This is a genomic window from Exiguobacterium indicum HHS 31 (assembly GCF_001939065.1).
In the GTDB taxonomy this organism is placed as follows: domain Bacteria; phylum Bacillota; class Bacilli; order Exiguobacteriales; family Exiguobacteriaceae; genus Exiguobacterium_A; species Exiguobacterium_A indicum.
In genome coordinates this window covers 94,375-117,758 of record NZ_MPSZ01000003.1, presented here as the reverse complement: position 1 = coordinate 117,758, position 23,384 = coordinate 94,375, and the positions used below count along the sequence as shown (strand labels likewise).

Here is a 23,384-nt window from a genome sequence, read left to right as displayed (position 1 = left end):
GGAATAAGGGAGGGAAACGTATGCTAGACCATTCACCATATCGAGGCTACGGTGACCGAATTCGTATTTTACGAGAGCGTGCCGGGGTTACGATCGAGCAGCTGGCAGAACGACTCGGTGTCGCGCCGTACTTCATTCGTCGAACGGAACTCAGCGAAGTCTATCCAACAAAAGCGTACATCGAGGCACTGGCTGAAGCTTTGAACATCGATGCGAGTTACTTGGCTCGTCACATCTGGACAGGAGAATCATTGAAGTTCATCATGCAACAGAAGACGCCACTTGAAGAGATGAAACTTGCTTATGAGCAGACGCTCGGACAAGACGGGACATGGGTCGAAGAGCAGCTTGAAGAGCGAATGCGCCTGTTTGACCTGATGTACGACGAAGATGTCAAACGGATCGAGCAGACGATGAGCGCAACCGAGCAACGCATCTTTCATGAACTGGTCGATGCTGTGATGGAAGCAGGAGAGTTACAACGGGATCAAGCAGAAGAGACGTTTGAACTGTTTGAGGATAAACTTCCAGCCATGATGCAACTCGACGAATATCTCGACCGAATGACAGAAGGTGTATCGTTAGCTCGTTCGACATATTACACGGATTATAGTGACCGGAAAAGCCGTTCACGTTATCATCGCAAATAAAAAGTCGCTGTCTTCTGATTGACGTTCAGAAGACAGCGACTTTTTTTAACGTGTATTGTTTTGTGACATCTGACGTAAACGTGGATTCTTAATACGTGTCCGACCGATGATGAATCCAATGATTGCATTCGCGATGACGAGTACCCAACCGACATAGCCGAAATTGAGGGTTAAGCTACCGAGCATCGCTTGCCATTTGAAAATCATCATCATATCACCACGCAAGACGAAGCGTGCGATACAGACAAGTAAAACCGTCAATCCAGCGATGAAGACACCAACCCAACTTCCGTATAAGCGAGAAGATTGACGGCGCACCGCGACGAAGGACCAGCAAAATAGACTGGCGACGAACGTCATCCCACCGTAAGCAAGGACGAGTTCCCATGTCGCACTCGCCTGCGGAAATTTCGTGAACATGACAAGTGACGAGACCATGGCAGCAGCTGTGAAAAGAATCGCTGCCCAAAAACGAGACCGCATAACGTAGTTCCTCCTAAAGGCTTTTTCTCACCTAACGATAGCGGAAACGATTCGTCTTGTAAACTGTTACCGGCGACCGCTTAAGATCCGGCGCAACTGTTTGAGTGGATTCGATCCATAGAACAGAACACCACCCCGGTAGAATTTCGTTCCGACGAATAAGGCAAGCGAGATGCTGATCAGCATCAAGATGAGCGAAATCGACACTTGCCATAGCGGTACATCGGTCAACATGACGCGCAGGAACATGACCATCGGTGTAAAGAACGGCACGAACGACAGGACGACGACAGCTTGGTTCGTCGGTGCATTCAGACTAAACATCGAAATCATGAAAGCTGCGACGATCAGCAAGATGACTGGTAATGTCACTTGCTGCGCATCCTCGACCCGACTGACGAGCGAACCGAGTGCCGCGAGAAGCGTCGCATACAGGAAGTATCCGAGCAGGAAGAAGACGAACAGATAAATGATCGTCCGAGCACTCAAGGAATCGAGTGATAACTGATCGAATAAACTGCTGTTTTGAGCACTGTAGTAGCCGACACCGACGAGAATCGATAATTGTACGAGACTGACCGTAGCGATCGAGAGGATCTTCGCCAGCATATGTTGAATCGGACTCGCGGCTGAAATCAGCAATTCCATGACACGGGATGACTTTTCGTTCGCGATTTCTGTGACGATCATCCCACCGTAAATCGCAATCGTGAAGTACATCAAGAATAGCAACACATAGACGAGCGCCGAGGCAGCAAAGAGTTCATCCTCACTTTTCCCACCCGTCGACGTCAACTCCTGTTTGACAGGAACAGGTTCAGCGAGCGAAGCAAGGACGTTCGGATCGATTTCAGCATCCGTGATGACGGCTTGGTCACGGACTTGTTTGACGACCGTTGCGACCTGTGTCTGTAATTCAGACTCAGGACTAGCACTGACGAGTGTCACGTCATACGAATCCTGAACGATTGCCACGGCATCGAATGTACCGCGGTCGACTGCCTTTCGTGCTTGTGCGACTGTATATTCCTTCGTCGTGATGTCTGAAGTGACACCAGCCTTCTTCAAGGCCGGACGAAGATCGGTCGACAATTCACTGACGAGAGCAACTTTCGGATCGTCACCAGAAAACCAGTCGAGAATCCGTTCGATATTGCCAAAGCCGACGAGGAACAGGACCATTAGGACCGTCGAAATCAAAAAGCTTTTAGCACGTAATTTTTGTAGTAGATTGAAGCGATATAAAGTCAGGAATTTACGGTTCATAACGTTTGCCGACCTCCTCGATGAAGATATCCTGCAGGGATAACTGATCCCAGACGAAACGATCGACATGGTGTCCTTGACTGACGATATGTTGAAGAAGTTGATCAGCCGTTTCTTTTGAAGAGACTTGGACGATATGCCCATTGTTGTCTGACTCGACTTGTAGGACACCCGGTAAGCTATCCCATAGGAGTGGTGGGGCATCTGTCGTCAAAAGGACACGTGTTTTTCCGTATCCCGCCTTGATGTCAGGGAGGTATCCGGCAACGACCGGCTTACCGTGATCGAGGATTGCGACGTGTTCGCAGAGTTCTTCGACGTGATCCATCCGGTGACTCGAGAAGACGATCGTCGTTCCGTCGACGGTCAATTTTTTGACGGCACGTTTTAATTGTTCCGCATTGACTGGGTCGAGTCCGCTGAATGGTTCATCTAAAATCAGCAGTTCAGGTTTATGTAGGACAGCAGAGATCAACTGAATCTTTTGTTGATTTCCTTTTGAGAGTTGTTCGACGCGCATTTTTTCATACTGCGGAATTTGGAAATACTCGAGCCATTCCGTCAACGCTCGTTTCGCATCCTTCCGTTTCATATCGCGGAGTTCTGCGAGGAACAAAAGTTGTTCATCAACGCGGACTTTTGGATACAGCCCTCGTTCTTCCGGAAGGTATCCGATTTTTGAAGTCGGGATGCGCTCTCCGTTCCAGGTGATCGATCCTTCAGTTGGTTGCAGTAGACCGAGCAGCATCCGGAAGGTCGTCGTCTTCCCGGCACCGTTCGCACCAAGCAAACCAAAGATTTGCCCGCGTGGCACCTCAATCGTCAGAGCATCTACGGCTGTAAAATCGCCGAAACGCTTCGTGATGTGTTTTATTTCTAACATATGAACCTCCTTTAAAGACGTCTGTTGCACGACAAGTGTATCATTGTTACCTAGTGTCCTACGGTTTAAATTGGATAAAGGTTCCAGAAAAACGAGGAAAGGCTTATTAGTTTACTTTTTGTTCTTTAGTTACTATTATTGTGTTAATAGATACGACTGAAGGAGGAACGCATCATATGAAAACGCAAGGCATCCATCATATCTCAGCAATGGTCGGCGATCCACAAGAAAATCTCGATTTTTACGGAACCATTCTCGGACTACGATTCGTCAAAAAAACGGTCAACTTCGATGATCCAGGAACATACCACTTCTATTTTGGAAATGAATCCGGAGCACCGGGAACGATCATCACGTTCTTTCCGTTTAAAGGCATGGCAAAAGGGAAAGTAGGTGCCGGACAAGTCGGAACGACAGCTTACGCGATTCCGGTCGGTGCAGCAGATTTTTGGAAAGCGCGACTGACAGAAAAAAACGTCTCGTTTGAAGAGACGGTTCGTTTCGGAGAGCAGCAGATCGCCTTCGAAGATCCACATGGTCTCCAAATTGAACTCGTCGAACGCGAGGCGGGATCAGACAGTCGCTATGAAATCGATGGCATCACGCGTGAGGTTGCGATCAAAGGATTCGCCGGAGCGACGTTACTGTCGCGGGATCCATCAGATACAGCAAAATTACTGACAGACACATTCGGGCTGACACTCAGTAAACGGACGGAAACCGTTGACCGATATATCGCAGAAGGCGAGTTCGGGAATGTCGTTGACGTCGTTCATGGTCAAATGCCAGTCGGTCGTCCGGGAACGGGAACGGTTCACCATATCGCGTGGCGGGCAACGGATCAAAAGGAACAACTCGACTGGATGAACGCCATCAACGCGTTCGGTTTGCTGACGACTGAAGTGAAGGACCGTAATTACTTCACATCAATCTATTTCCATGACCGCGGTCGGATCCTCCATGAAATTGCGACCGACAATCCAGGATTCGCAATCGATGAAGAGTTTGAGATGCTCGGAGAAGACTTGAAGTTGCCGGAACAATTCGAAGCACATCGCACGGCGATCACAAATCATGTAACACCTATTACTGTACCGAAGGGGAGACTCGTATGATTCATTTATACCAAGCACCAAAAACAGCAGACGCACCGATCTTTTTATTCTTACATGGCACAGGTGGAACGGAACAAGATCTCGTCGGGCTCGTCTCGTTGCTCGATTCGGAAGCAGGCTACTTGTCCGTCCGCGGAGAAGTCTCGGAAAACGGGATGCCACGATTCTTCAAACGACTCGCGGAAGGCATCTTCGATGAAGAAGACCTCGCTTTACGGACAGCACGTTTAATTCAGTTTTTACGTGATCAAGCAACAGAGCGTAGTTTTGATCTCGATCGTCTGATTCCAGTCGGATACTCAAACGGGGCGAACATCGCGGCGAACATGTTGTTCGAAGAAGCTTTGTTCAAACAAGCGATTCTGTTGCATCCGATGGTACCACGTCGTGGTGTGACGTTACCTGACCTATCGGACGTGCGCGTCTTCATCGGTGCAGGTAGTAATGATCCGATCTGTCCGGCTCAGGAAACGGAAGAGTTATCAGCACTCTTGAAACAAGCTGGTGCATCAGTCGACGTCACGTGGTCGAATAATGGTCACCAACTCGTCATGCCAACGATTGAAGCAGCAACGGATTGGCTGAAACAGTAAAAAAGGGCTGTCCCATCTTCTTCTTTCATAGAAGATGATGGGGCAGTCCTCTTTTCGTTTCAAGCAGGATGATCACTTTTTGGTCGAGAATAGACGATGAGCACACCACGTTCGACGAGCTGGAGGGCGAGCGTCTGTTTCACTTCTTCCGATGCTTTCGTCTTGGCAAGTTGTCGGTAGAGCAAGCGAAGTTCACGGCGCATCGTCTTACGGATCAGCCACATGCTATCAATCGTCGTACACCAACCGGTCACGGTCTCGTGTCCGATGTAATACTGGGTCTGACGTTCGAGATAACGAATCCACCACTCGTCACGCGCCATTTTTAGTACGACACCTGTGAGACCAAGTACAAGGATGGCGAGGGGAATGCTTTCATATAAAGGAAGACGACTAATAACGGTACCAACATTCGTGACGAGGGCAAGCATCCCCCATCCTATGCATCCGATGACAAGCCAATATCCAAAGTTGAGAGTACTTCGATGTCGTAACGTCACTTTCGGCGTAAGCAATGAAGTGGCCATCAGAAACACCTCCTTGTTAAATAATCGAATTTTCTGACAATTTGTAGTTGTCCTTCTACTATAGTTACTTTTTCCCGAATCGTCTAGTCATTAGACATGGAAAATGTGTTTCTTTCTTGACGAAATTCGTGTACGCTAAATGTAGAAGTGAGCGGTTACATAAAGGGGGATATAAAGAAATGATGGATCAAGTGATTTGGATTGCTGTCGGTATCGTTGCCGTTGCGGTTTTCTCAGCATCGAGTGTCGCAGCGTACATGGGTGTCAAGAACCAAGAAGATTAAGAATCGAAAAACGGCTCATCCTGATCATCGGGATGAGCCGTTTTTTTGATGTGCCATCGATTATTTGTTTGCTGTTATATCTGCTTGCAATGCATAAGGTTTCAGGGCATCGCTCCAGCGTAGATAACCGCCACCGACGAGATGTAATCCATCATACGTCAAGCGATTCTGAAGATATCCTTGTTTATTCGTCAAGACAGGTCGTAAGTCGACGAATGGAACCTTAAGCGATTGAGCGAGATTTTGTAAATTCCGGTTCAACGCTTCGACATCACGGTTGATTCGGACGGAGTCTGAATACTTCGGTGCCACAGGAACGGTTGACTGAACGACGACGTCAATGTTATTTTTTCGAAGTGTCGTCACGATCGTCGTCATGTTCTCGGTAATTTGTGGAATCGGCGTATAGTGACGGATATCATTAATACCACCCATCAGGAAGACGCGTTTTGGTTTCATCTCGAGAATTAGGTCGAGACGAGTCAAAAAGCCTTCTGTCGTATCGCCAGGAATCCCGAAATTAATAATTGTCGGATCATCCATCAAGATGCGCCAATCGGCAAAATTCGTCATCGAGTCACCTAACATGACAGCGTTCGCTGATTTTGGGTATTGATAAGTATGGAATAGACTATTCAAACGGACATAGTTCGGATTCTTATCGTATTGGAATGTCGTGACTGGAGTCGTACTCGTTGCAGGTAAGACGCTTTCGAACAGTTCGAGCGGTTTACGTCCCAGTAACAATGCAAGGAGAACGACGTTCAAGACGATGGATAGAATCAGGAGTGTCTTTTTCATAAACATTCGTTCCTTTCGAGGGAGTATAAGGGGTAGTGTAACATGAATCGGAATCCGTGGTTTGATAATATTAAAGGTTTTCTTGTCATTTTCGTCGTCATCGGTCACATGCTGACAGATTTACGGTTTGATTATGATGGAAAATTACTCGAAACGGTCTATCTATTGATTTATTCGTTTCATATGCCATTATTCATTATTTTAAGCGGTTATTTCTTCCGCGAAAACAAGTATTTACGTGTCATCCAGCTTTTCGCGGTGTATTGTGTCTGGCAGATCTTGATCGGATCTTGGGCGACACTCGGGGAAGGAAACCCGATTTTCTCAGGAGAAAACATTGGAACGCATCTATTACGGCCATACTGGGCACTTTGGTATTTATTCGTCATGGTCGTCTGGTATATCGTGACGCCTTATGTCGTCCATTTACGCGGCTACGTCTGGTTCGGTCTCGCGTTCGCTCTATTATATGGTTTTGAGCTTGAGAATACAGGCTTCTTAGCACTTCGTAAGTTGATCATGTTCTATCCGTACTTCTTACTCGGAAACTATTTATCAGAACACGAATTCATCCGGATCTTTGAAATGCCGAAAAACTTTAAGCGACGGATGAACGTCCGCTTAATCGGTGGGATCACATTTGTGGCCGTCATGGGCTTTTTGTTATTTGAAGCGTGGCGTGACACACCACAAGAGATCGTTGATTTTGCGAATGCCTTCAAGCATCGTTTCCCTTATGTTGATCAATACGATAGCGATGCCTGGTTAGGTGTCATCAAACATAGTGTCATTTATTTCTTGTCAATTGCGGCTTCCCTTGGTTTCATGATGTTGATTCCGATGCGTCGCCTTCCGCTCATCACACGGGCGGGGGAACTCAGCCTCTATGTCTATTTGCTTCACGTCTTTTTCGTCATGGCGTGGCGCCAATATGTGACGGATGCATTCGTACCGCAACCGTGGCTAGCGTTACTGATCATGATTGGCGTTGCCTTGCTGATCGTCGGTATCATCATACACCCGCTCGTCGTTCGTGTCCTCCGTCCTTTGATTGAGATTGATATTCGTCCAATCGTCGAGAAACGGGAAGACCTTTCAAAATAAGACGGAATGCTTTACACTTTAAGATAGATGGATTACAAGACGAAGGGCGTGGAAGGAATGTCGTATAATTTAAATAACGCAGACGGTGTCGTGAACGTCTCGCAACAAGTCATCGAGGTCATCGCAGGCGTAGCCGTTCAAGAAACGGAAGGGATCGCCTTCACAGCAGATGATTCAAAACTGCAAGAGAAACAGATGGTTAAACTCGTGAAGGTCGAAGATGTCGGCGGCGAGATTACGATCAGTTTGTCTGTTCATATCAAGTACGGAATGTCGATCATCAAGACGGCGGGGAAAGTGCAGGAACGGATTGCGCAAGACATGGAGAACATGCTCGCGTTCCAACCGAAAGCAATCAACGTCCGAGTGATTGGTCTCTTAAAAGGATAACAGGACGAAAAACACTTTGCTGAAATCGCAAGGTGTTTTTCTTTTTAAGTAAAACATTTGATAACGCTTGCAAAGAGATGAGAGAATTAGTAAAATTGTTTGTGAGGCAAGTGCAATCGTTTGCACAACGTGTCATTCGATTTCTTGCCTTTCATGGACGATGTATGAAAGGATGGATGTCGGATGGCACCAACGATCGAAGCGGTCATTTTTGATTTAGACGGCGTAATCACGGATACAGCAGAGTATCACTACTTAGCGTGGAAACAATTAGGAGAGGATTTGGATATCCCGTTCGACCGGGAATTCAATGAGACATTAAAAGGTGTCAGCCGGATGGATTCACTCGAGCGTATCCTTGCGCTCGGTGGAAAACAGGATGCTTTTTCGGAAGACGAGAAGCTAGCACTCGCTGCGAAGAAGAACGAACACTATGTCACATTGATCCAGCACATCTCTGAACAGGATCTTCTTCCTGGAATCACTGCATTCCTTGATGAAATCCGAAACGCTGGGCTGAAAATCGGGATGGCGTCCGCTTCTAAAAATGCGCTGATGGTCGTCGAGGCATTAAAGGTTCGACATTATTTTGATGACATCGTAGATGCTGCAACTGTTGCACAATCGAAACCACACCCTGAAGTGTTTCTCCGTGCTGCGGAAGCGCTCGACGTCGAACCAAGCCGTTGCATCGGTGTAGAAGATGCGACAGCGGGCATCACTGCCATCCACGCTGCCGGTATGTATGCCGTCGGTGTAGGACCGGAGTCGGCGCTCCATGAGGCAGACTATCGTGTCGATTCGACAGATTTGCTTTCCCTTGAGCAAATCCTCGCTAGTCGCTAACTGAGATTCATTCATTCCCTGATGATTGAATCGCAATCAACCTCTCTTTTCTTTTATGTGTCAGAAAAAGAAGTGATTTCCCTGAATCTCTTCTTTTTTCAAAAAAAATAACGCTCAGCCGTATGATTCGGCTGAGCGTTATTTTTTGGTTAGAGGGAAGAAAGAATCGCGTTTGCTACTGCATCAGCATAGCGTTGCTGATAAGAAGGAGAAACGAGTTTCGCCCGGTCATTAGCATTGGATAGGAAACCAAGTTCCGTTAATGTAGCGGGTGCATTCGTACCGCGAAGAACAGCGAGGTTCCCGAATTTAATACCACGATCACGTAATCCAATCGAGTTAACAAGATTGTTTTGGAGATTTCGTGATAGAGCAACAGATGCATTACCTCTGTAATAGAAGTTTTCAGCGCCATAAGCACTTGTTGAAGATGCAGCATTAATATGGATACTGACGAAGATGTTTGTCTTATGGGCGTTCGAGATGACGCTACGATCTGTTAACGAAGGATAGTAATCATTCGTATAACGTGTCAACTTCACATCGACTGTTTTAGATAGGCGCTCGGCTACGAGTTTAGCGACTGACATGACGATATCACGTTCATAAATACCGTATCGTGCGGCACCAACATCATGTCCACCATGCCCAGGATCTAAGACGACGAGTGGACGAGCAGACATAGAAGGCTGGAAGAGCGAGAGATACGTCGCTTCGACATATCCATAACGTCCATCAGATGTTTTGACAGCGACGAATCCTTTTGTCTTATGTAAAGCATTCGTTACCGTAACAACGGAACCACGTGGCAGTGTACCGATAGAAGGGCTGATCGAACTTGCACCAGACCGTAATGTCAATGAATCATTAAAAGGAACGAGAACATACATCGTCGTACCTGAATAATCAGCTGCAGATCCGACAGGTGGTAAAGAAGCAGAAGAAGACGTCGTTTTCTTCAAGTAACTTCCTGAGACATAGCCTTTTTTACTACCGTAAGACACTTGGTACCAGTTATCCTTCCGATACGAAGAGGTAACGATCTTTCCTTTAGGAATCGTTAGTAGTTTAGCTGAGGTAGCAGAATTCGATGTACGTAAATTCAAAGCGTCCAACGTAATGTAGTTCGTTTTCGCGAATGTCGTACCGGTAGCACTTGCTGTGACGACCGCTTTCTTTTTCAAGTAAGAACCAGCAACATAACCGGTTTTTGATTTGTAAGATACTTTATACCAGCTTCCCTTCTTGTAAGAAGAGGAAAGTGTTGTTCCTTTAGGAATCGTCAATAATTTAGTCGAAGCAGCAGAATCAGACTTACGAAGGCTCAACGAATCCGTCGTCGTGTAGTTCGTCTTCGTAAAGGATGTACCGACAGTACTAGCTTTAACGGCCGCTTTCTTCTTCAAGTAACTTCCCGAGACATAACCCGTCTTAGAACTGTAAGAGACTTTGTACCAGTTCCCTGTTTTATACGAAGAAACGACTGATTTTCCTTTAGGGATCGTCAACAATTTTTTAGAGGAAGTAGTAGCAGAAGCGCGAAGATTCAATGCATCTGTTGTTTGATAAGTAGCTTTCGTGATAGAAGCAGCAGATGCCTCGGGTGTTGGGGCGGCTACCGTGAAAAGTACGGCCGAAGCAATACTTGCGATCAAGACGGAAGTTTTAGTAGGCATAGTGTGCTCTCCTTTTAAATTTAGTATTGTAAAACAGGATATAAAAATGACAAAATGAAGAAAGATTTAAAATTATATATTAAAAACAATAATTTTATGTTCTAGGTTCGCTCCTTTCTGTTAAGATAAAAATGGAAATCAGCAACAGATAAAAAATTGCCAATATTACAAAAAAATTAAAATAACATAGAAATCATATAACAAAAAGGTAAATAAATGGTAATATTATTTCAAAAAACATACAATTGAAACATAATTGAAATATTATTGTGTCATCAATACAAGAAAGAAGGTAAAAAGTATGGATCCGAATGAACATATTTACAGAGAGCTGATGGAAATCGAAGAAGAATATCGTCGTCTTCAACGAAGAGCAGAGTACTTAGTAGCTGAATTAAGTCGAACGAATCAAGATCATGCACAGGAAGTTTCTGTTGCACTAGAGCGTCCATTGAAACAACGAAGAGTGAATCAGCGGTATCCACTGGAAGTTTACGTACACCAAATCAGTGATTTGATGCGCGAACGCGAGTCGATGTCAGCACGAGATATTCAGATGGAACTCGAACTTCGTTATCGTCACCAAATCAGTAACATTTATCAGCTCATGGCAAAAGTTGAACAGGCAAACCCGGCGATTCAAAAAGTGGGTCGTGGAATCTATACATATGATTCATCGGCAGAAGTTCCGATTTTTATGTAGTTTTTTCAAAAAACGTCGTTTCTTTTTTAAAGAAAGGCGTTTTTTTTGTTGAATGAATTCCAAAATAAAGATTTATTTTTAAAATAAGTAAATGATTTTCTTAAAAATGGTTTTTATCTCTTCTGTTCCATTTTTTAACTGATATAATGGATACGTAGATGAAAAAATTGTCGGACCTGACGTCACGTGGACGTGGGGAGAGGAGAAAAACAGTGCTTCAACTCGTAAAAAATACATTCAACGAACAGTCTAAGCGACTGAAGAACTATATGAAAATCGTAAAAGAAATCAATGCGTTAGAAAGTCGTTATCAAGCGATGACGGATGATGAATTAAAAAATCAAACAATCCACCTAAAGGAACGCATCGAAGCCGGTGAGACGATTGATCAACTGAAGACGGAGGCATTTGCTCTTGTCCGAGAGGCAAGTGTTCGTACGTTAGGCATGCGTCATTACGATGTTCAATTGATTGGTGGTCTTGCGTTACTAGACGGTCATATCGCAGAAATGGCGACGGGGGAAGGAAAAACATTAGTCGCGTCGTTACCGAGTTTTACAAAAGCCTTAAGTGGTAAAGGGGTTCATGTCATCACCGTCAATGACTACTTGGCACGACGAGACGTGGATCAGATCGGAGAAATTCACCGTTTTCTTGGTTTAACAGTCGGACTAAATGTTCCTGATCTGTCACCTGATGAGAAACGTGCGGCCTATGGCGCAGATATTACATATGGAGTCGGTACAGAATTTGGCTTCGACTACTTGCGAGATCATCTCGTCAATCGGAAGGAAGACCGTGTACAACGAAAACATCATTTTGCCATCATCGATGAAGTCGATAGTATTTTAATCGACGAAGCGAAAACACCACTCATCATGGCAGGTAAGGGCTCGGTGCACGAAGGATTACAAACCGTCGCGAAGCTGATCGTATCAAAGTTTCCTACGGATGCATACGAATACGACGAAGAGATCAAAGCAGTTTCGCTTACGGATAAAGGAATTTCGATCATCGAAGAGAACTTCGCCATCGATAATCTCTTCGCAGCTGAGCATCAAGTACTTTATCATTACATGGTTCAAGCCTTGCGTGCTCACATCGTCATGAAACGAGACGTTGATTACATCGTAAAAGATGGGAAAATCGAGTTGGTTGATTTATTTACAGGACGCATCATGGAAGGACGAAGTTTGTCGGATGGGCTCCATCAAGCCATTGAAGCAAAAGAAGGCATTGACATTACGGAAGAAAATAAAACGACGGCCCAAGTTACGATTCAACATTATTTCCGGATGTACGAGCTTGTTTCAGGCATGACAGGTACGGCACAAACTTCACGACAAGAGCTTCTAAAGACATACGGAATGGATGTCGTACAAGTCCCGACCAATCGCCCGAAACTCCGTGAAGATTCTTCTGACATCATTTACGCAACGAAAGAGGAGAAATATGAAGCTGTGGCGTGTGCGACGAAGGAAGCACATGCAAGAAGGCAACCCGTATTGATCGGAACGACGTCCATCGAACAATCATTTGCCGTAGCTGAAGCTTTAGATACACATCAGTTACCGTACCAAATCCTGAATGCAAAGACGGTCGACCAAGAAACTGACATCATTCGTGAAGCCGGACAACACGGACGCATCACGATCGCGACGAACATGGCAGGACGAGGGACAGATATTACGTTGGATGAGATTGCGAAAGAAGCAGGTGGGTTGTTTGTCATCGGTACCGAGCGTCATGAGTCGGTTCGGATTGATAACCAGCTAAGAGGACGTTCAGGACGTCAAGGAGATCCAGGTAAAAGTCAATTCATCGTATCACTCGAAGATGACCTCGTCCGGCGTTTTGCAAAGGATCGACTGGAGAAAGTCTTGAAAAAAGTGAAGACGAGTCAGCATGAACCGGTTACGTTAAAAGAAGCACAAGCATTATTGAGCTATGCGCAAGAAACATGCGAGGGGACAGGTTATTCGATTCGAGAGGAACTTGTTAAACTCGATGACGTCCTTCATCAGCACCGTCTTGTCATCTATGCGATCCGTAACCAAGTACTAGATGCAGAAGACATTCAAGATATGGTACTACCAATGGTCGAGCGGACGATCGAACGTATCGTGGATCGTTATCTTTCTGCAGAACTCGTACCGGAAGAGTGGCCAAAGGAAGAGTTCCAGTTCGCGATGGACGAATTACTAAACGACGAAGTACCACTTCCAGATGATTTAGAACAGCCGGAAGAGGTCAAAGCGTATTATGTGAACATTGTTTCCGCTCGTCGTGAAAAATGGATAGAGGAACTAAAGAATCCTGCAGTAGACGAGCTGATCCGAGATCAGCTATTGGCATCGATCGAAGAGCACTGGACGGAACATTTGACGACGATGAATACGCTAAAAGAAGGTATTCATCTTCGGAGTTACGGTCAGGAACAGCCTGTTCGGATGTACGAAAAGGAAGGCTTTGAAATCTTTAACTACACGATTGCTGAAATCGAGTATCCCGTTGCCTATGTCTTACAACGATTGTCCGAATATATCATGCTAGATGAAGAAATCGAGGAGATGGAGTTAGATGTTTAATCGCAGAAAACAAATCATTTTAGAAGCAGAGACACCAGAAAATACAGGACTGTATAAGCCTCGATTGATTTTTACAGAAGATATGTTGATCGAGAAAGAAGATGAATATCTTTTCCGTTACCATGCTAATCAATTGCCAGACTTGGAGTTAAATCAACTGTCCGTCGAAGCGCTGCAAGTGGACCTATCCTCCTCGCCGATTTCAATCGTCGCGTTGTTTCGAAATACATTAGAAAATAGTTTTCATGTAGATGGTCTTCCATTACTCGTGTTAGACGAAGCCAATCGTCTGATTGGCAGAAAGGTTTTGACGACGGAAGATATTCCGGAGTTCGTACCGATGAGTAGTATGCCATGTTGGCTTGATTTTTCCGAGGAAGAACTTTTCTTAACGGATGAAGAAAATTTCCCGGAAAAGATTCGTCTCTTATTTAGTTTAGAAGAGACGCATGATCTCGAGATTCCATCGGACTTCCTTGATGCTGAAGCGCGACGTGTACGTCAGACATTCTATTCAACCCCGACGTTGAAGAATGAAGAAGTCAATGTCATGAATGTTTGGAACGAGAAGAACGAAAATAGGATGACAGGATTGTTTTTGATTCGAAACGGATATGAACAGGCGATTCAACTCGGAACGCTTCCGTTACAACTTATGAACGGGGAACAAATCTTGCAGACATTGCAGGTAGCGTTAACGTCCCCAATCGAAGCTAAAACGACCCTTGCAATCAAAGTCGTCTTAGACGTGACGGAGTGGCAAGACCAAGACGTGTTGCAATTCCGAGTCGCACAAGCATAAGCCTATGCTTTTTGTTTACAGAATGGGAACGAACGATTTTTGGAAGAAGAATGTGGTATAATTCGCGCAGGAGCGTGATGTTATTATGTTATGGACAGCGTCCATTGTCTGTTTCATCGCTGCATTGCTGATTACCCCCGTTGTCAAACGTTTTGCCATTGCAGTGGGCGCGGTGGATAGTCCGGATGCACGAAAAGTACATGTTCGAATCATGCCACGTCTAGGTGGGCTTGCGATTTATATCTCATTCATGATCGGATACTTTATCTTACAACCATCGAGTCCATATGCGACTCATATATTAGTCGGTAGTTTCGTGATCATCATGACCGGTATGTTGGATGATCGTTTTCAACTGAATGCTAGGCTGAAGTTAATGGGACAGATCGTAGCGGCAGTCATTGTTTTAAATGGTGGGATTCGAATCGAGTTCATCAATTTGCCGTTTGATCAACAGCTGTATCTCGGGTGGTGGAGTGTGCCACTGACCTTCTTGTGGGTCATCGGTATCACGAATGCCGTCAATTTGATTGATGGTTTAGACGGACTAGCTGCTGGCGTATCGAGTATCGTCTTGTTGACGCTAATTAGTTTAGCTGTGATTCAAGGGAACGTCTACGTGACGATCGTTGCGATCCTCTTGCTTATGAGTACGCTCGGTTTTCTGTTTCATAATTTTTATCCGGCAAAAATTTTCATGGGAGACACGGGTTCGCTGTATCTTGGATATATGCTGGCCGTACTTTCCCTACTTGGATTCAAAAATGTAACTTTATTCTCACTTGCTGTACCAGTCATTTTGCTCGGGATTCCGATTTCAGACACGCTGTTCGCTATCGTGCGTCGTATGTTACAAGGGAGACCGCCGTTCGCACCCGATAAAGAGCACTTGCATCACCGCTTACTCGATTTAGGATTTACGATGAGACAAGCCGTTTTAGTGATTTATGGACTTTGTGGTGTGTTCGGAATGACGGCAATCCTCTTTTCGCAAACGAATTCGCTCGGTGCTTTTATTTCTCTCGTTATCTTATTGATCGTACTAGATATTTTAGTCGAATCATTGGGTTTGTTAGGGGATAAATATCGACCGATTCTCAAACTATTAGAACGTCTTACAACGAAATGATTTAAAAAGATCGCTCATCTCAATGTGCGGTCTTTTTTTAAGGGAGATGAGAAAATGCAAGAAATAAATAAAAATGAACGCATTCAGTACTTGGATATTTTGAGGGGATTTGCTTTATGTGGCATTCTATTTGTCAACATGCCAAGTTTTCTTGGCGATCGACCGAATGCGATGATGGGAGACGTCGATCAAGCGATTCGTTTGGTGTTTGACCTCTTCATCCAGACAAAATTCTATACGCTGTTTAGTGTCTTGTTTGGAGCAGGTTTTTATCTGTTCATCCAGCGTTTGCAGCAAAAAGGATTACCGAAGACAATTTTTGCACGACGTCTCGGGATTCTTCTCGTCATTGGACTACTACACTTATGTATTTGGCAGGGAGATATTTTACATACGTATGCGTTGACCGGTTTTATCTTATTGTTATTTATAAAAACAAAGCCGATCACGAAGCTTTTGTTTGCGGCAGCATTTCAAATCTATGCCCTTTTGCTCTACCTACTTATTTTCTTTGGGGCTCGTCAATTGGGCGACACTCCCGTCGTCGAGCTAGATAAGACACTTCAGTCGTTCGTCGCATCGCGCGATCTCCTCGGATTTTTATCACATCACGCGACAGTTCAATTACCGGAAGCCCTCATGAATTCTGGTGTCATTTGGCCAGAAATTTTATCCCTGTTCTTGATTGGAGCCTATTTGATGGAACGCTTCAGCACAGCGCCACCGACGAATCGTTTCCTGTGGTGGACGCTTGGAATTAGTTTACTCCTGACACTTCCATCATTTGCAGGAATCATACAGGCGCATGCTGACGTACCAGACGGATCCATCAATCTATTTTACGTCTGGCTCTCAGGACGCACGCTTGCGATCACCTATGCTTGTGCCGTTGCGCTACTCGTTCGTGCTGGACGCATGCAATGGTTTGCTGGACTGGGACGGATGGCATTGACGAATTATTTGATGCATACAGTCGTCTTTACCGTGTTCGTCTTCTTCAGTGGACAACATGGAACGACACCGTTATGGCAAGGACTGTTACTCGTTTTCCTGCTTTTGATCGCACAAGGTGTTGCTTCAAACAGATATCTCCAGTTTCATCCGCAAGGTCCCATGGAGAAATTGTGGCGAAAAGGGACTTATGGAAAGAAAAATCGTTGAAGTTCACAAGAACTTAACATCTTTTATGTAGAATGAAGGATGGAGGTGAAACATGCATCGTTTAATTGAAATCTTTCTTGTATCGTTCAAGCTCGGACTGACGTCGTTCGGAGGTCCGGTCGCCCATCTCGGGTATTTTTATGAAGAATATGTCAAACGGAAAAAATGGATTGATGAGAAAGCATATGCTGACTTAGTTGCGCTCTGTCAATTCCTCCCGGGTCCCGCTTCGAGTCAGGTCGGAATGGGAATCGGTTTGATCCGTGGAGGCGTAGCAGGGGCGATCATTTCCTTCGTCGGCTTTACGTTACCGTCGAGTATCGCCTTGATTCTGTTCGCGATTCTTGCGACACAGTTCGATGTCGCAGAAGCCGGATTCATTCATGGCTTGAAACTCGTTGCGGTTGCAATCGTTGCTGACGCCGTCCTTGGCATGGGAATGAAACTTGCGACAGGCGTCAAACGGATGACGTTGATGCTACTGGCGCTAGCAGGCGTACTCTTGATCGCACATCCACTGGCACAAGTCGGTGTCTTGTTGCTCGCAGGTCTTCTTGCGTTCTTCTGGTTTAAAGAAGAGACGGAGACGGGTGGGTCCTTGTCGATTCGCGTACCACGCCTACTTAGCATCACGGCACTCGTCTTATTCTTCGTCTTACTTGCCGTCACACCGTTTCTCGCTCAAGCAACGACGGGAACCGTCCAACTGACGAGTATTATGTACAGTGCCGGTGCCCTCGTCTTTGGTGGCGGACATGTCGTCTTGCCATTCCTTGAGCAGACACTCGTACCTGGATTGATGAACACGGATACGTTCCTTGCTGGTTACGCCGCTGCACAAGCGGTACCAGGACCACTCTTTACGTTCGCGACGTATCTCGGTACGATCGTTTCTGGTGTTTCTGGAGGAATTCTTGCGACGCTCGCGATCTTCCTACCAGGATTCCTACTCGTCATCGGTGTTTTACCGTACTGGGATCGTATTCGGAAGAATCAATCGGTCGGTCGGATCTTGATTGGCGTCAATGCTGCCGTCGTTGGTATCTTGCTTGCCGCTCTTTATGATCCAATCTTTACGTCAAGCATCAAGAGTGGTCTTGATTTCTTGATTGCCTTCGGTTTGTTCTGTTTACTTCGTTTTTATAAACAGTCGCCGTTACGAATCGTGTTGATTGGAGCCGTTCTCGGATTCCTATTCTTTTAAACCGCACAAAGAAGCAGCAGACAGGCGTCTGCTGCTTCTTTGTTTTCGCTTAATGAAGCTTTAAATTCGAGTCAAAAAGACAAGTTCGATATCGTGGCGCCACTCACGTTGGACTTCCGTAAAGCCAAAACGAGCGTAGAGCGTAAGGGCAGGAAGATTACGCGCACCTGTCATGACATGCTTCACGTGATCATGCTGAAGCAGGTGGTGCAGTAAGGATTGGGCGATGCCTTGGCGAAAATATTCCGGATTCACAACGAGGCGCGTGATCGTTCCATCAACATATGTGATCGCACCGACTACGCTATCATGCAAGAGATAAACGAACCCGTTCGGTTGCTCCGCTTCGATGTCATCGATCGTTTCCGATAAAGGTGGAAAGTCTACTGTTTCCAGTAGACGCGCTTCGACTCGATAAGCAAGACGTTGAAGTTCTAGCAAAGCTGCATGATCAGTTGATCGTAGTCGTCGTATCATCCGTCGCCTCTTCTGATGTCGTCATGTCAGTAGCGTCATCAGCAGGTAAATTGAGCTGTTCTTTTAATGTTGTTTTAGCTTCGGCAAGTGAAAGTGGATCGATTTGATAGTAATAGACGCCATTGATTTTCGTATCTGATCCCGTTAAATCAATACGATTAATGGATCCGAGTGATTTGACGAACGGTTGTAGCTGGAAGGCTTCCGTTAGTGACATATTCGTTTTGAAGTTATCGCCTGTAGCATCCATCAAGTCATTGAGTTTCGTGATCGAACCGAAGGAAGTCGACTGTTCGATAATCGCTTGTACGATTTGTTGCTGGCGTTTTGTACGTCCGATATCACCCTCAGGGTCTTCATAACGCATTCTGGCGTAGGCCAACGCTTCTTCCCCATTGAGTGTCTGCTGACCAGGTTCGAGTTTGATACTGTTTCGTTTATCGGAAGAGTCGAGTGTGTCGATCGGTAGTTTGACGTCGACATCAATACCGCCAAGCGCATCGACGATAGCAACGACACCATTAAAGTTGATGGAGGCGTAATAGTCTACAGGAATATCAAACAACGTTTCGACTGTCTCAATCGTTGAATCAATTCCTCCATAAGCATACGAATGGTTGATTTTATCTTCATATCCGACAGAAGGGATTTGTACGAGAGAATCTCGAGGGATGCTGACCATGTCTACGGTTTGATCTGTTTTATTGAATGTGGCGATGATCATCGTATCAGCGCGAGAAGATGTGTCTCCGGGACGTTCATCCGTTCCGACAAGCAAGACGGAGAAATGGTCCTTCGTCAAGTCGACTGCCGCTTCACGTTTTTCTGACTTGTCTCCACGTGCTAAGTCGACTTTTGTCTCATTAGCCGTTTGAAGAGTCTTGTTGGCGACGTAAGCGAATGCTGCACCGCCAGTTACTAAAATGATCAAAAATAAAAAACAAGACGCTTGAACCAAGAACGCTTCTTTTTTTCTTTGACCGTGATCGTATCGGTTCATCCATTTCAAGTACTCCTTACTTAACAGAATTATTAAAAAACTTTCGGAATCTTTACAATCAGTATAGCAGGTCAGGAAAGAATGTCACGTTCGAGGTAGCGAAAAGCACCTTCTTGGAAGTGGGCTTGCGCATTCGTCAGATCTGTCATCCATTCAATAAAGGTAGGAACATCTGCCGTTTTGACTAAGACATCGACTTGAACTTGATCCAAATAATGAATCTGATCAATTGGATGAATGCTTGATCGAAGTTCATTCTCAATTTTTCCAAGCCACGTATAGTCAATGTGCACTTCTACCACTTGATGCTGAATCCGTTCAACAACGCCGATTGCATTCAATGCTTCCGAGACGCTTGAGCCATAGGCACGAATTAATCCACCGCCACCAAGCTTAATGCCGCCAAAATAACGTGTGACCACAACAACGGTATCGCGTAAATCTCTTTTTTTCAGTACTTCAAGCATCGGGACGCCTGCTGTTCCGCTAGGTTCACCATCATCACTCGCTTTTTGGATTTGATTTTGTTCCCCGATGACATACGCAGAACAGTTATGATTTGCATCATGATGCTTCTTTTTAATCTGCGCAATGAAGTCTTGTGCCTCTGTTTCGGAAGAAATGCGAGAAATATATGTAATGAATCGAGACTTTTGAATAATGATTTCGTGGAAACCGTTTTCTTTTACTGTATAATAATGAGATAATGTCATACTATTAATGTCCTCCTCGTTGACTAGTTCTTTCTAGCATAACGACGTTCAGAGAGAGAGACAACCATTTGAGTGGTAAGGACCGGAGGGAGTCACGATGACGCATGAAATGAAGGAGCGACTGTCGTTGAATGATATCGTACAAAACATCATTGGTGTCGTAGAGGAAAGTCGCGAAGAGATCGTTCGGATCACGGAGGATTCGAGAGAGCAATATGCTGAAATCCAGCAAGAATTGCGCGACTTGAAAGTTCGTGTCCATGATTATATAAAAGAAGCAGAGCGACTAGAACGTCATATTAAGGATGCCAAGACACGACTAGTCATCGTCAGCAAAAATTTCGAAAACTATTCGGAGCAAGATGTTCGGAAAGCCTATGAAACAGCGAACTCACTACAACTGGAGTCGTTTATCAATCAACGGGATGAGATGAATTGCCGGAAGCGGCGTGATGAGTTGGAACGTCGTCTCATTCAGTTAGACGAAACAATCGAACGAGCGGATATGCTGATTGGACGTGTATCCGTTGTCTTGAATTTTTTGACGGACGATATGCAAGTCATGAATGAGAAGTACGAAAAAGCGATGCAAAAACAGGAAATGGGCTTAAAAGTTTTTCAATCTGCTGAAAACGAACGACGGCGGTTATCTCGCGAAATGCATGATGGTCCAGCGCAGACATTGGCGCACGTATTAATTCGGGCGGATCTGATTGAAAAAATTCATCAACACAATGGAGCAGAAGCTGCTTTTGAGGAAATTCATCGTCTTCGTGTCTTGATTCGAGACGGATTAGCGGACATTCGTCGCATTATTTATGATCTCCGTCCAATGACGTTGGACGATCTTGGTTTCGTCCCGACGCTTGAGCGGTATTTACGACATATGCAAGAAATTTCGAATATTGAGATTCAATTTAAATATCTAGGCGGTGGCGAACGGATTGACTCCACCTATGAGGTCGCGGTCTTCCGGATCGTTCAAGAAGCTGTCCAAAATGCCGTGAAGCATTCCAATGCAAAGGACATTCGTATTATCATAGAACAATATCAACATTCCATTCGCATTCACGTAAAGGATAACGGAGTCGGATTCGACTTCGACTCGATCGTCGACTCACATGACGAGTCGTTTGGATTGATCGGGATGCGTGAACGCATTGAATTGATCGATGGAGAATTCGAGGTCGAAACGTACCCTGGGGGCGGGACGGTCATCAAGGTAAAGATTCCGATCGAGGAATCCGAAGCGAGAGGGGAAACACTGTGAACAACGAGCAAGTGAAAGTAGTCATCATTGACGATCATCAGTTATTCCGTGAGGGAGTAAAACGAATTCTTGACTTCGAGGAAGAGTTCGTAGTCGTAGCGGAAGGAGAGAGCGGCGTAGATGTCATTCCTCTCGTCGAAGCACACCAACCAGACATCGTATTGATGGATATCAATATGCCACAAGTCAACGGTGTCGATGCAACGAAACGTTTAATGGAAGTACACCCGGAAGTTCGGGTCATCATCTTATCGATCCATGATGATGAGACATATGTCATGCACGCCTTAGGAGCGGGAGCCGTCGGATATTTATTGAAAGAGATGGCGACGGATGAACTCGTCAACGCGATTCGTTCCGTCTATCGTGAAGGTGGATATGTACACCCGAAAGTGACACCAAATCTACTTCAGGAATATAGACGTCTCATGAAGATGAAACAAACGATGGCGTCACAACCGGTTGAACGTCAGGTGGCTGAAGCACCACTGCACGTATTGACACGGCGTGAATGTGAAGTTTTGCAGCTACTGGCAGATGGATTCTCGAACCGTGCGATTAGCGATACATTATATATCAGTGAAAAGACAGTTAAAAACCACGTATCTTCGATTCTTCGGAAAATGAACGTTCCAGACCGCACCGGTGCGGTCGTCGAAGCGATTCGCCGTGGATGGGTCGTCGTCGTATGAACGGATAGGAAGACGGGAGCAGGACTCCCATCTTCCTTTTTTTATCCACTCAGAAGTGCTACACTTATAAACGATTGTGACGTATGAAAGTATACGTCACGACGGAACTATAAAAGCGAGGAAATCACGGATGAGTCAGATTGTGATCGTAACGGATAGCACTGCCTATCTGCCAACAACGTATTGTGAAGAACATCAAGTGCACGTCGCACCGCTTAGCGTCATCTTTGAAGGGGAGGCTTATCGGGAAGGATTTGATATCTCGGTTGCTGATTTTTATGAACGGATTCGGACGGGTAGCCTTCCGACAACTTCACAGCCGAATATTGGAGATCTCGTTGCGACGTTTGAACAACTGCCAGAAGGAACGGATATCATTGGCATCACCCTTTCAAGCGGGATCAGTGGGACATATCAAGCGTTGCACACGATCAATATGATGATTGATCATGTGAACGTCCATCCTATCGACTCACGTATTTCCTGTATGCCGCAAGCGTTTCTCGTCCAAGAAGCGGTTCGTTTGCGAGATGCAGGAGCCACGGCGGAAACGATCGTCCATCATTTAGAGGAACTAAAAGAGCGCATTCGTGCGTATTTTGTCGTGGATGATCTCGAACACCTCCAACGCGGAGGTCGTCTCAGTGTCGCGCAAGCATTCGTCGGTTCGTTCTTAAAGATTAAACCCGTTCTTCATTTCGTTGACGGAAAAATCGTTCCGTTCGAAAAAATTCGAACGTTCAAGCGAGCCGTCAACCGAATCGAAGAGATGATGCACGAAGATATCGAGGGAGACGGAACCGGGTATACAATCGGCGTCATTCATGCAGAAGATTCTACGAAAGCAGAACAGGAGATTGCGTCCTTACAGACGAAGTTTCCAAATGCGCAAATCGAGATGAGTGTATTTGGTCCAGTCATCGGTACACACCTCGGACCGGGTGCGATCGGTATCACATGGTACAAAAAATAAGATGAAAACACATTGACGGACTCTATCGTCAATGTGTTTTTTCTTGTCCAGATA

Annotated in this window: 24 protein-coding genes; 15 read left to right on the top strand and 9 right to left on the bottom strand. The window is 45.4% G+C overall.

The features are described from left to right. The first annotated feature begins 20 nt into the window (after positions 1-20). The gene (locus N179_RS10350; protein ID WP_023469319.1) at positions 21-650 is read left to right on the top strand and encodes a helix-turn-helix domain-containing protein; all 630 of its coding nucleotides are present in this window, start codon (positions 21-23) and stop codon (positions 648-650) included. A 45-nt stretch (positions 651-695) separates the two neighbouring features. On the opposite strand, the gene N179_RS10345 is transcribed toward N179_RS10350, so the two are convergent. From N179_RS10345 to N179_RS10335, 3 genes are all read right to left on the bottom strand, one after another. After that, positions 696-1,133 (bottom strand): hypothetical protein, encoded by a 438-nt coding sequence (locus N179_RS10345; RefSeq protein WP_035396170.1) that lies wholly within the window; start codon positions 1,131-1,133, stop codon positions 696-698. 66 nt (positions 1,134-1,199) lie between these two features. Next, entirely contained in the window at positions 1,200-2,399 is a 1,200-nt protein-coding gene (locus N179_RS10340; RefSeq protein WP_023469317.1) for an ABC transporter permease, read from the bottom strand. Further along, positions 2,389-3,282, bottom strand: coding sequence for an ABC transporter ATP-binding protein (locus tag N179_RS10335; RefSeq protein ID WP_047393127.1), 894 nt, complete (start codon positions 3,280-3,282; stop codon positions 2,389-2,391). Before N179_RS10335 ends, N179_RS10340 begins: the two co-directional genes overlap by 11 nt. A gap of 176 nt (positions 3,283-3,458) precedes the next feature. Here N179_RS10335 and N179_RS10330 point away from each other — a divergent pair, with 176 nt between their 5' ends. After that, entirely contained in the window at positions 3,459-4,397 is a 939-nt protein-coding gene (locus N179_RS10330) for a VOC family protein (protein ID WP_058264638.1), read from the top strand. Then, the gene (locus tag N179_RS10325; protein ID WP_075642834.1) at positions 4,394-4,990 is read left to right on the top strand and encodes an alpha/beta hydrolase; all 597 of its coding nucleotides are present in this window, start codon (positions 4,394-4,396) and stop codon (positions 4,988-4,990) included. Before N179_RS10330 ends, N179_RS10325 begins: the two co-directional genes overlap by 4 nt. A 59-nt stretch (positions 4,991-5,049) precedes the next feature. On the opposite strand, the gene N179_RS10320 is transcribed toward N179_RS10325, so the two are convergent. Beyond that, positions 5,050-5,517 (bottom strand): hypothetical protein, encoded by a 468-nt coding sequence (locus tag N179_RS10320; RefSeq protein WP_023469313.1) that lies wholly within the window; start codon positions 5,515-5,517, stop codon positions 5,050-5,052. A gap of 344 nt (positions 5,518-5,861) precedes the next feature. Beyond that, on the bottom strand, positions 5,862-6,602 hold the full coding sequence (locus tag N179_RS10315) for an SGNH/GDSL hydrolase family protein (RefSeq protein ID WP_023469311.1): 741 nt from the start codon (positions 6,600-6,602) through the stop codon (positions 5,862-5,864). Between the two features lie 42 nt (positions 6,603-6,644). Between N179_RS10315 and N179_RS10310 the strand changes: the two genes are divergently transcribed. The 3 genes from N179_RS10310 (at position 6,645) to pgmB (ending at position 8,942) form a co-directional block, all read left to right on the top strand. Further along, positions 6,645-7,706 carry an acyltransferase family protein gene (locus N179_RS10310; RefSeq protein WP_075642833.1) on the top strand — a complete coding sequence of 354 codons (1,062 nt, stop codon included), beginning with the start codon at positions 6,645-6,647 and terminating at the stop codon, positions 7,704-7,706. Between the two features lie 57 nt (positions 7,707-7,763). Then, a complete protein-coding gene (locus N179_RS10305) occupies positions 7,764-8,096 on the top strand; it encodes an Asp23/Gls24 family envelope stress response protein (RefSeq protein ID WP_035396186.1) in 333 nt (110 codons plus the stop codon). A 183-nt stretch (positions 8,097-8,279) separates the two neighbouring features. Further along, positions 8,280-8,942, top strand: coding sequence for a beta-phosphoglucomutase (gene pgmB / locus N179_RS10300; RefSeq protein WP_023469308.1), 663 nt, complete (start codon positions 8,280-8,282; stop codon positions 8,940-8,942). Positions 8,943-9,091: 149 nt separating this feature from the next. On the opposite strand, the gene N179_RS10295 is transcribed toward pgmB, so the two are convergent. Beyond that, a complete protein-coding gene (locus N179_RS10295; protein WP_041255198.1) occupies positions 9,092-10,618 on the bottom strand; it encodes an N-acetylmuramoyl-L-alanine amidase in 1,527 nt (508 codons plus the stop codon). Positions 10,619-10,919: 301 nt separating this feature from the next. On the opposite strand from N179_RS10295, the gene N179_RS10290 reads away from it, so the two are divergent. The 6 genes from N179_RS10290 to chrA all read left to right on the top strand — a co-directional run bounded on the left by N179_RS10290 (position 10,920) and on the right by chrA (position 18,205). After that, a complete protein-coding gene (locus N179_RS10290) occupies positions 10,920-11,321 on the top strand; it encodes a Rok-like winged helix domain-containing protein (RefSeq protein ID WP_023469307.1) in 402 nt (133 codons plus the stop codon). Positions 11,322-11,533: 212 nt separating this feature from the next. Next, the gene (gene secA2 / locus N179_RS10285) at positions 11,534-13,909 is read left to right on the top strand and encodes an accessory Sec system translocase SecA2 (protein WP_075642832.1); all 2,376 of its coding nucleotides are present in this window, start codon (positions 11,534-11,536) and stop codon (positions 13,907-13,909) included. Then, positions 13,902-14,711, top strand: a complete 810-nt coding sequence (locus tag N179_RS10280) for an SLAP domain-containing protein (protein WP_075642831.1) — start codon at positions 13,902-13,904, stop codon at positions 14,709-14,711. Before secA2 ends, N179_RS10280 begins: the two co-directional genes overlap by 8 nt. Before the next feature lie 85 nt (positions 14,712-14,796). Further along, positions 14,797-15,840: a glycosyltransferase family 4 protein gene (locus tag N179_RS10275; RefSeq protein ID WP_023469304.1), complete on the top strand. Its 1,044-nt coding sequence runs from the start codon at positions 14,797-14,799 to the stop codon at positions 15,838-15,840. A gap of 54 nt (positions 15,841-15,894) precedes the next feature. Continuing rightward, the gene (locus N179_RS10270; RefSeq protein ID WP_075642830.1) at positions 15,895-17,001 is read left to right on the top strand and encodes a DUF418 domain-containing protein; all 1,107 of its coding nucleotides are present in this window, start codon (positions 15,895-15,897) and stop codon (positions 16,999-17,001) included. 52 nt (positions 17,002-17,053) lie between these two features. After that, a complete protein-coding gene (chrA, locus tag N179_RS10265; protein ID WP_075642829.1) occupies positions 17,054-18,205 on the top strand; it encodes a chromate efflux transporter in 1,152 nt (383 codons plus the stop codon). A 60-nt stretch (positions 18,206-18,265) separates the two neighbouring features. On the opposite strand, the gene N179_RS10260 is transcribed toward chrA, so the two are convergent. The 3 genes from N179_RS10260 to N179_RS10250 all read right to left on the bottom strand — a co-directional run bounded on the left by N179_RS10260 (position 18,266) and on the right by N179_RS10250 (position 20,395). Continuing rightward, positions 18,266-18,682 (bottom strand): GNAT family N-acetyltransferase, encoded by a 417-nt coding sequence (locus N179_RS10260; protein ID WP_075642828.1) that lies wholly within the window; start codon positions 18,680-18,682, stop codon positions 18,266-18,268. Beyond that, positions 18,657-19,682, bottom strand: a complete 1,026-nt coding sequence (locus N179_RS10255; RefSeq protein WP_244150229.1) for an LCP family protein — start codon at positions 19,680-19,682, stop codon at positions 18,657-18,659. The genes N179_RS10260 and N179_RS10255 overlap by 26 nt, the downstream gene beginning before the upstream one ends. A 71-nt stretch (positions 19,683-19,753) precedes the next feature. Continuing rightward, entirely contained in the window at positions 19,754-20,395 is a 642-nt protein-coding gene (locus N179_RS10250) for a YigZ family protein (RefSeq protein WP_023469300.1), read from the bottom strand. 97 nt (positions 20,396-20,492) lie between these two features. Here N179_RS10250 and N179_RS10245 point away from each other — a divergent pair, with 97 nt between their 5' ends. The 3 genes from N179_RS10245 to N179_RS10235 all read left to right on the top strand — a co-directional run bounded on the left by N179_RS10245 (position 20,493) and on the right by N179_RS10235 (position 23,330). Further along, entirely contained in the window at positions 20,493-21,665 is a 1,173-nt protein-coding gene (locus N179_RS10245; protein ID WP_023469299.1) for a sensor histidine kinase, read from the top strand. After that, a complete protein-coding gene (locus N179_RS10240) occupies positions 21,662-22,357 on the top strand; it encodes a response regulator (protein WP_023469298.1) in 696 nt (231 codons plus the stop codon). Before N179_RS10245 ends, N179_RS10240 begins: the two co-directional genes overlap by 4 nt. 130 nt (positions 22,358-22,487) lie before the next feature. Next, positions 22,488-23,330, top strand: a complete 843-nt coding sequence (locus tag N179_RS10235; RefSeq protein ID WP_023469297.1) for a DegV family protein — start codon at positions 22,488-22,490, stop codon at positions 23,328-23,330. Positions 23,331-23,384: the final 54 nt, after the last annotated feature.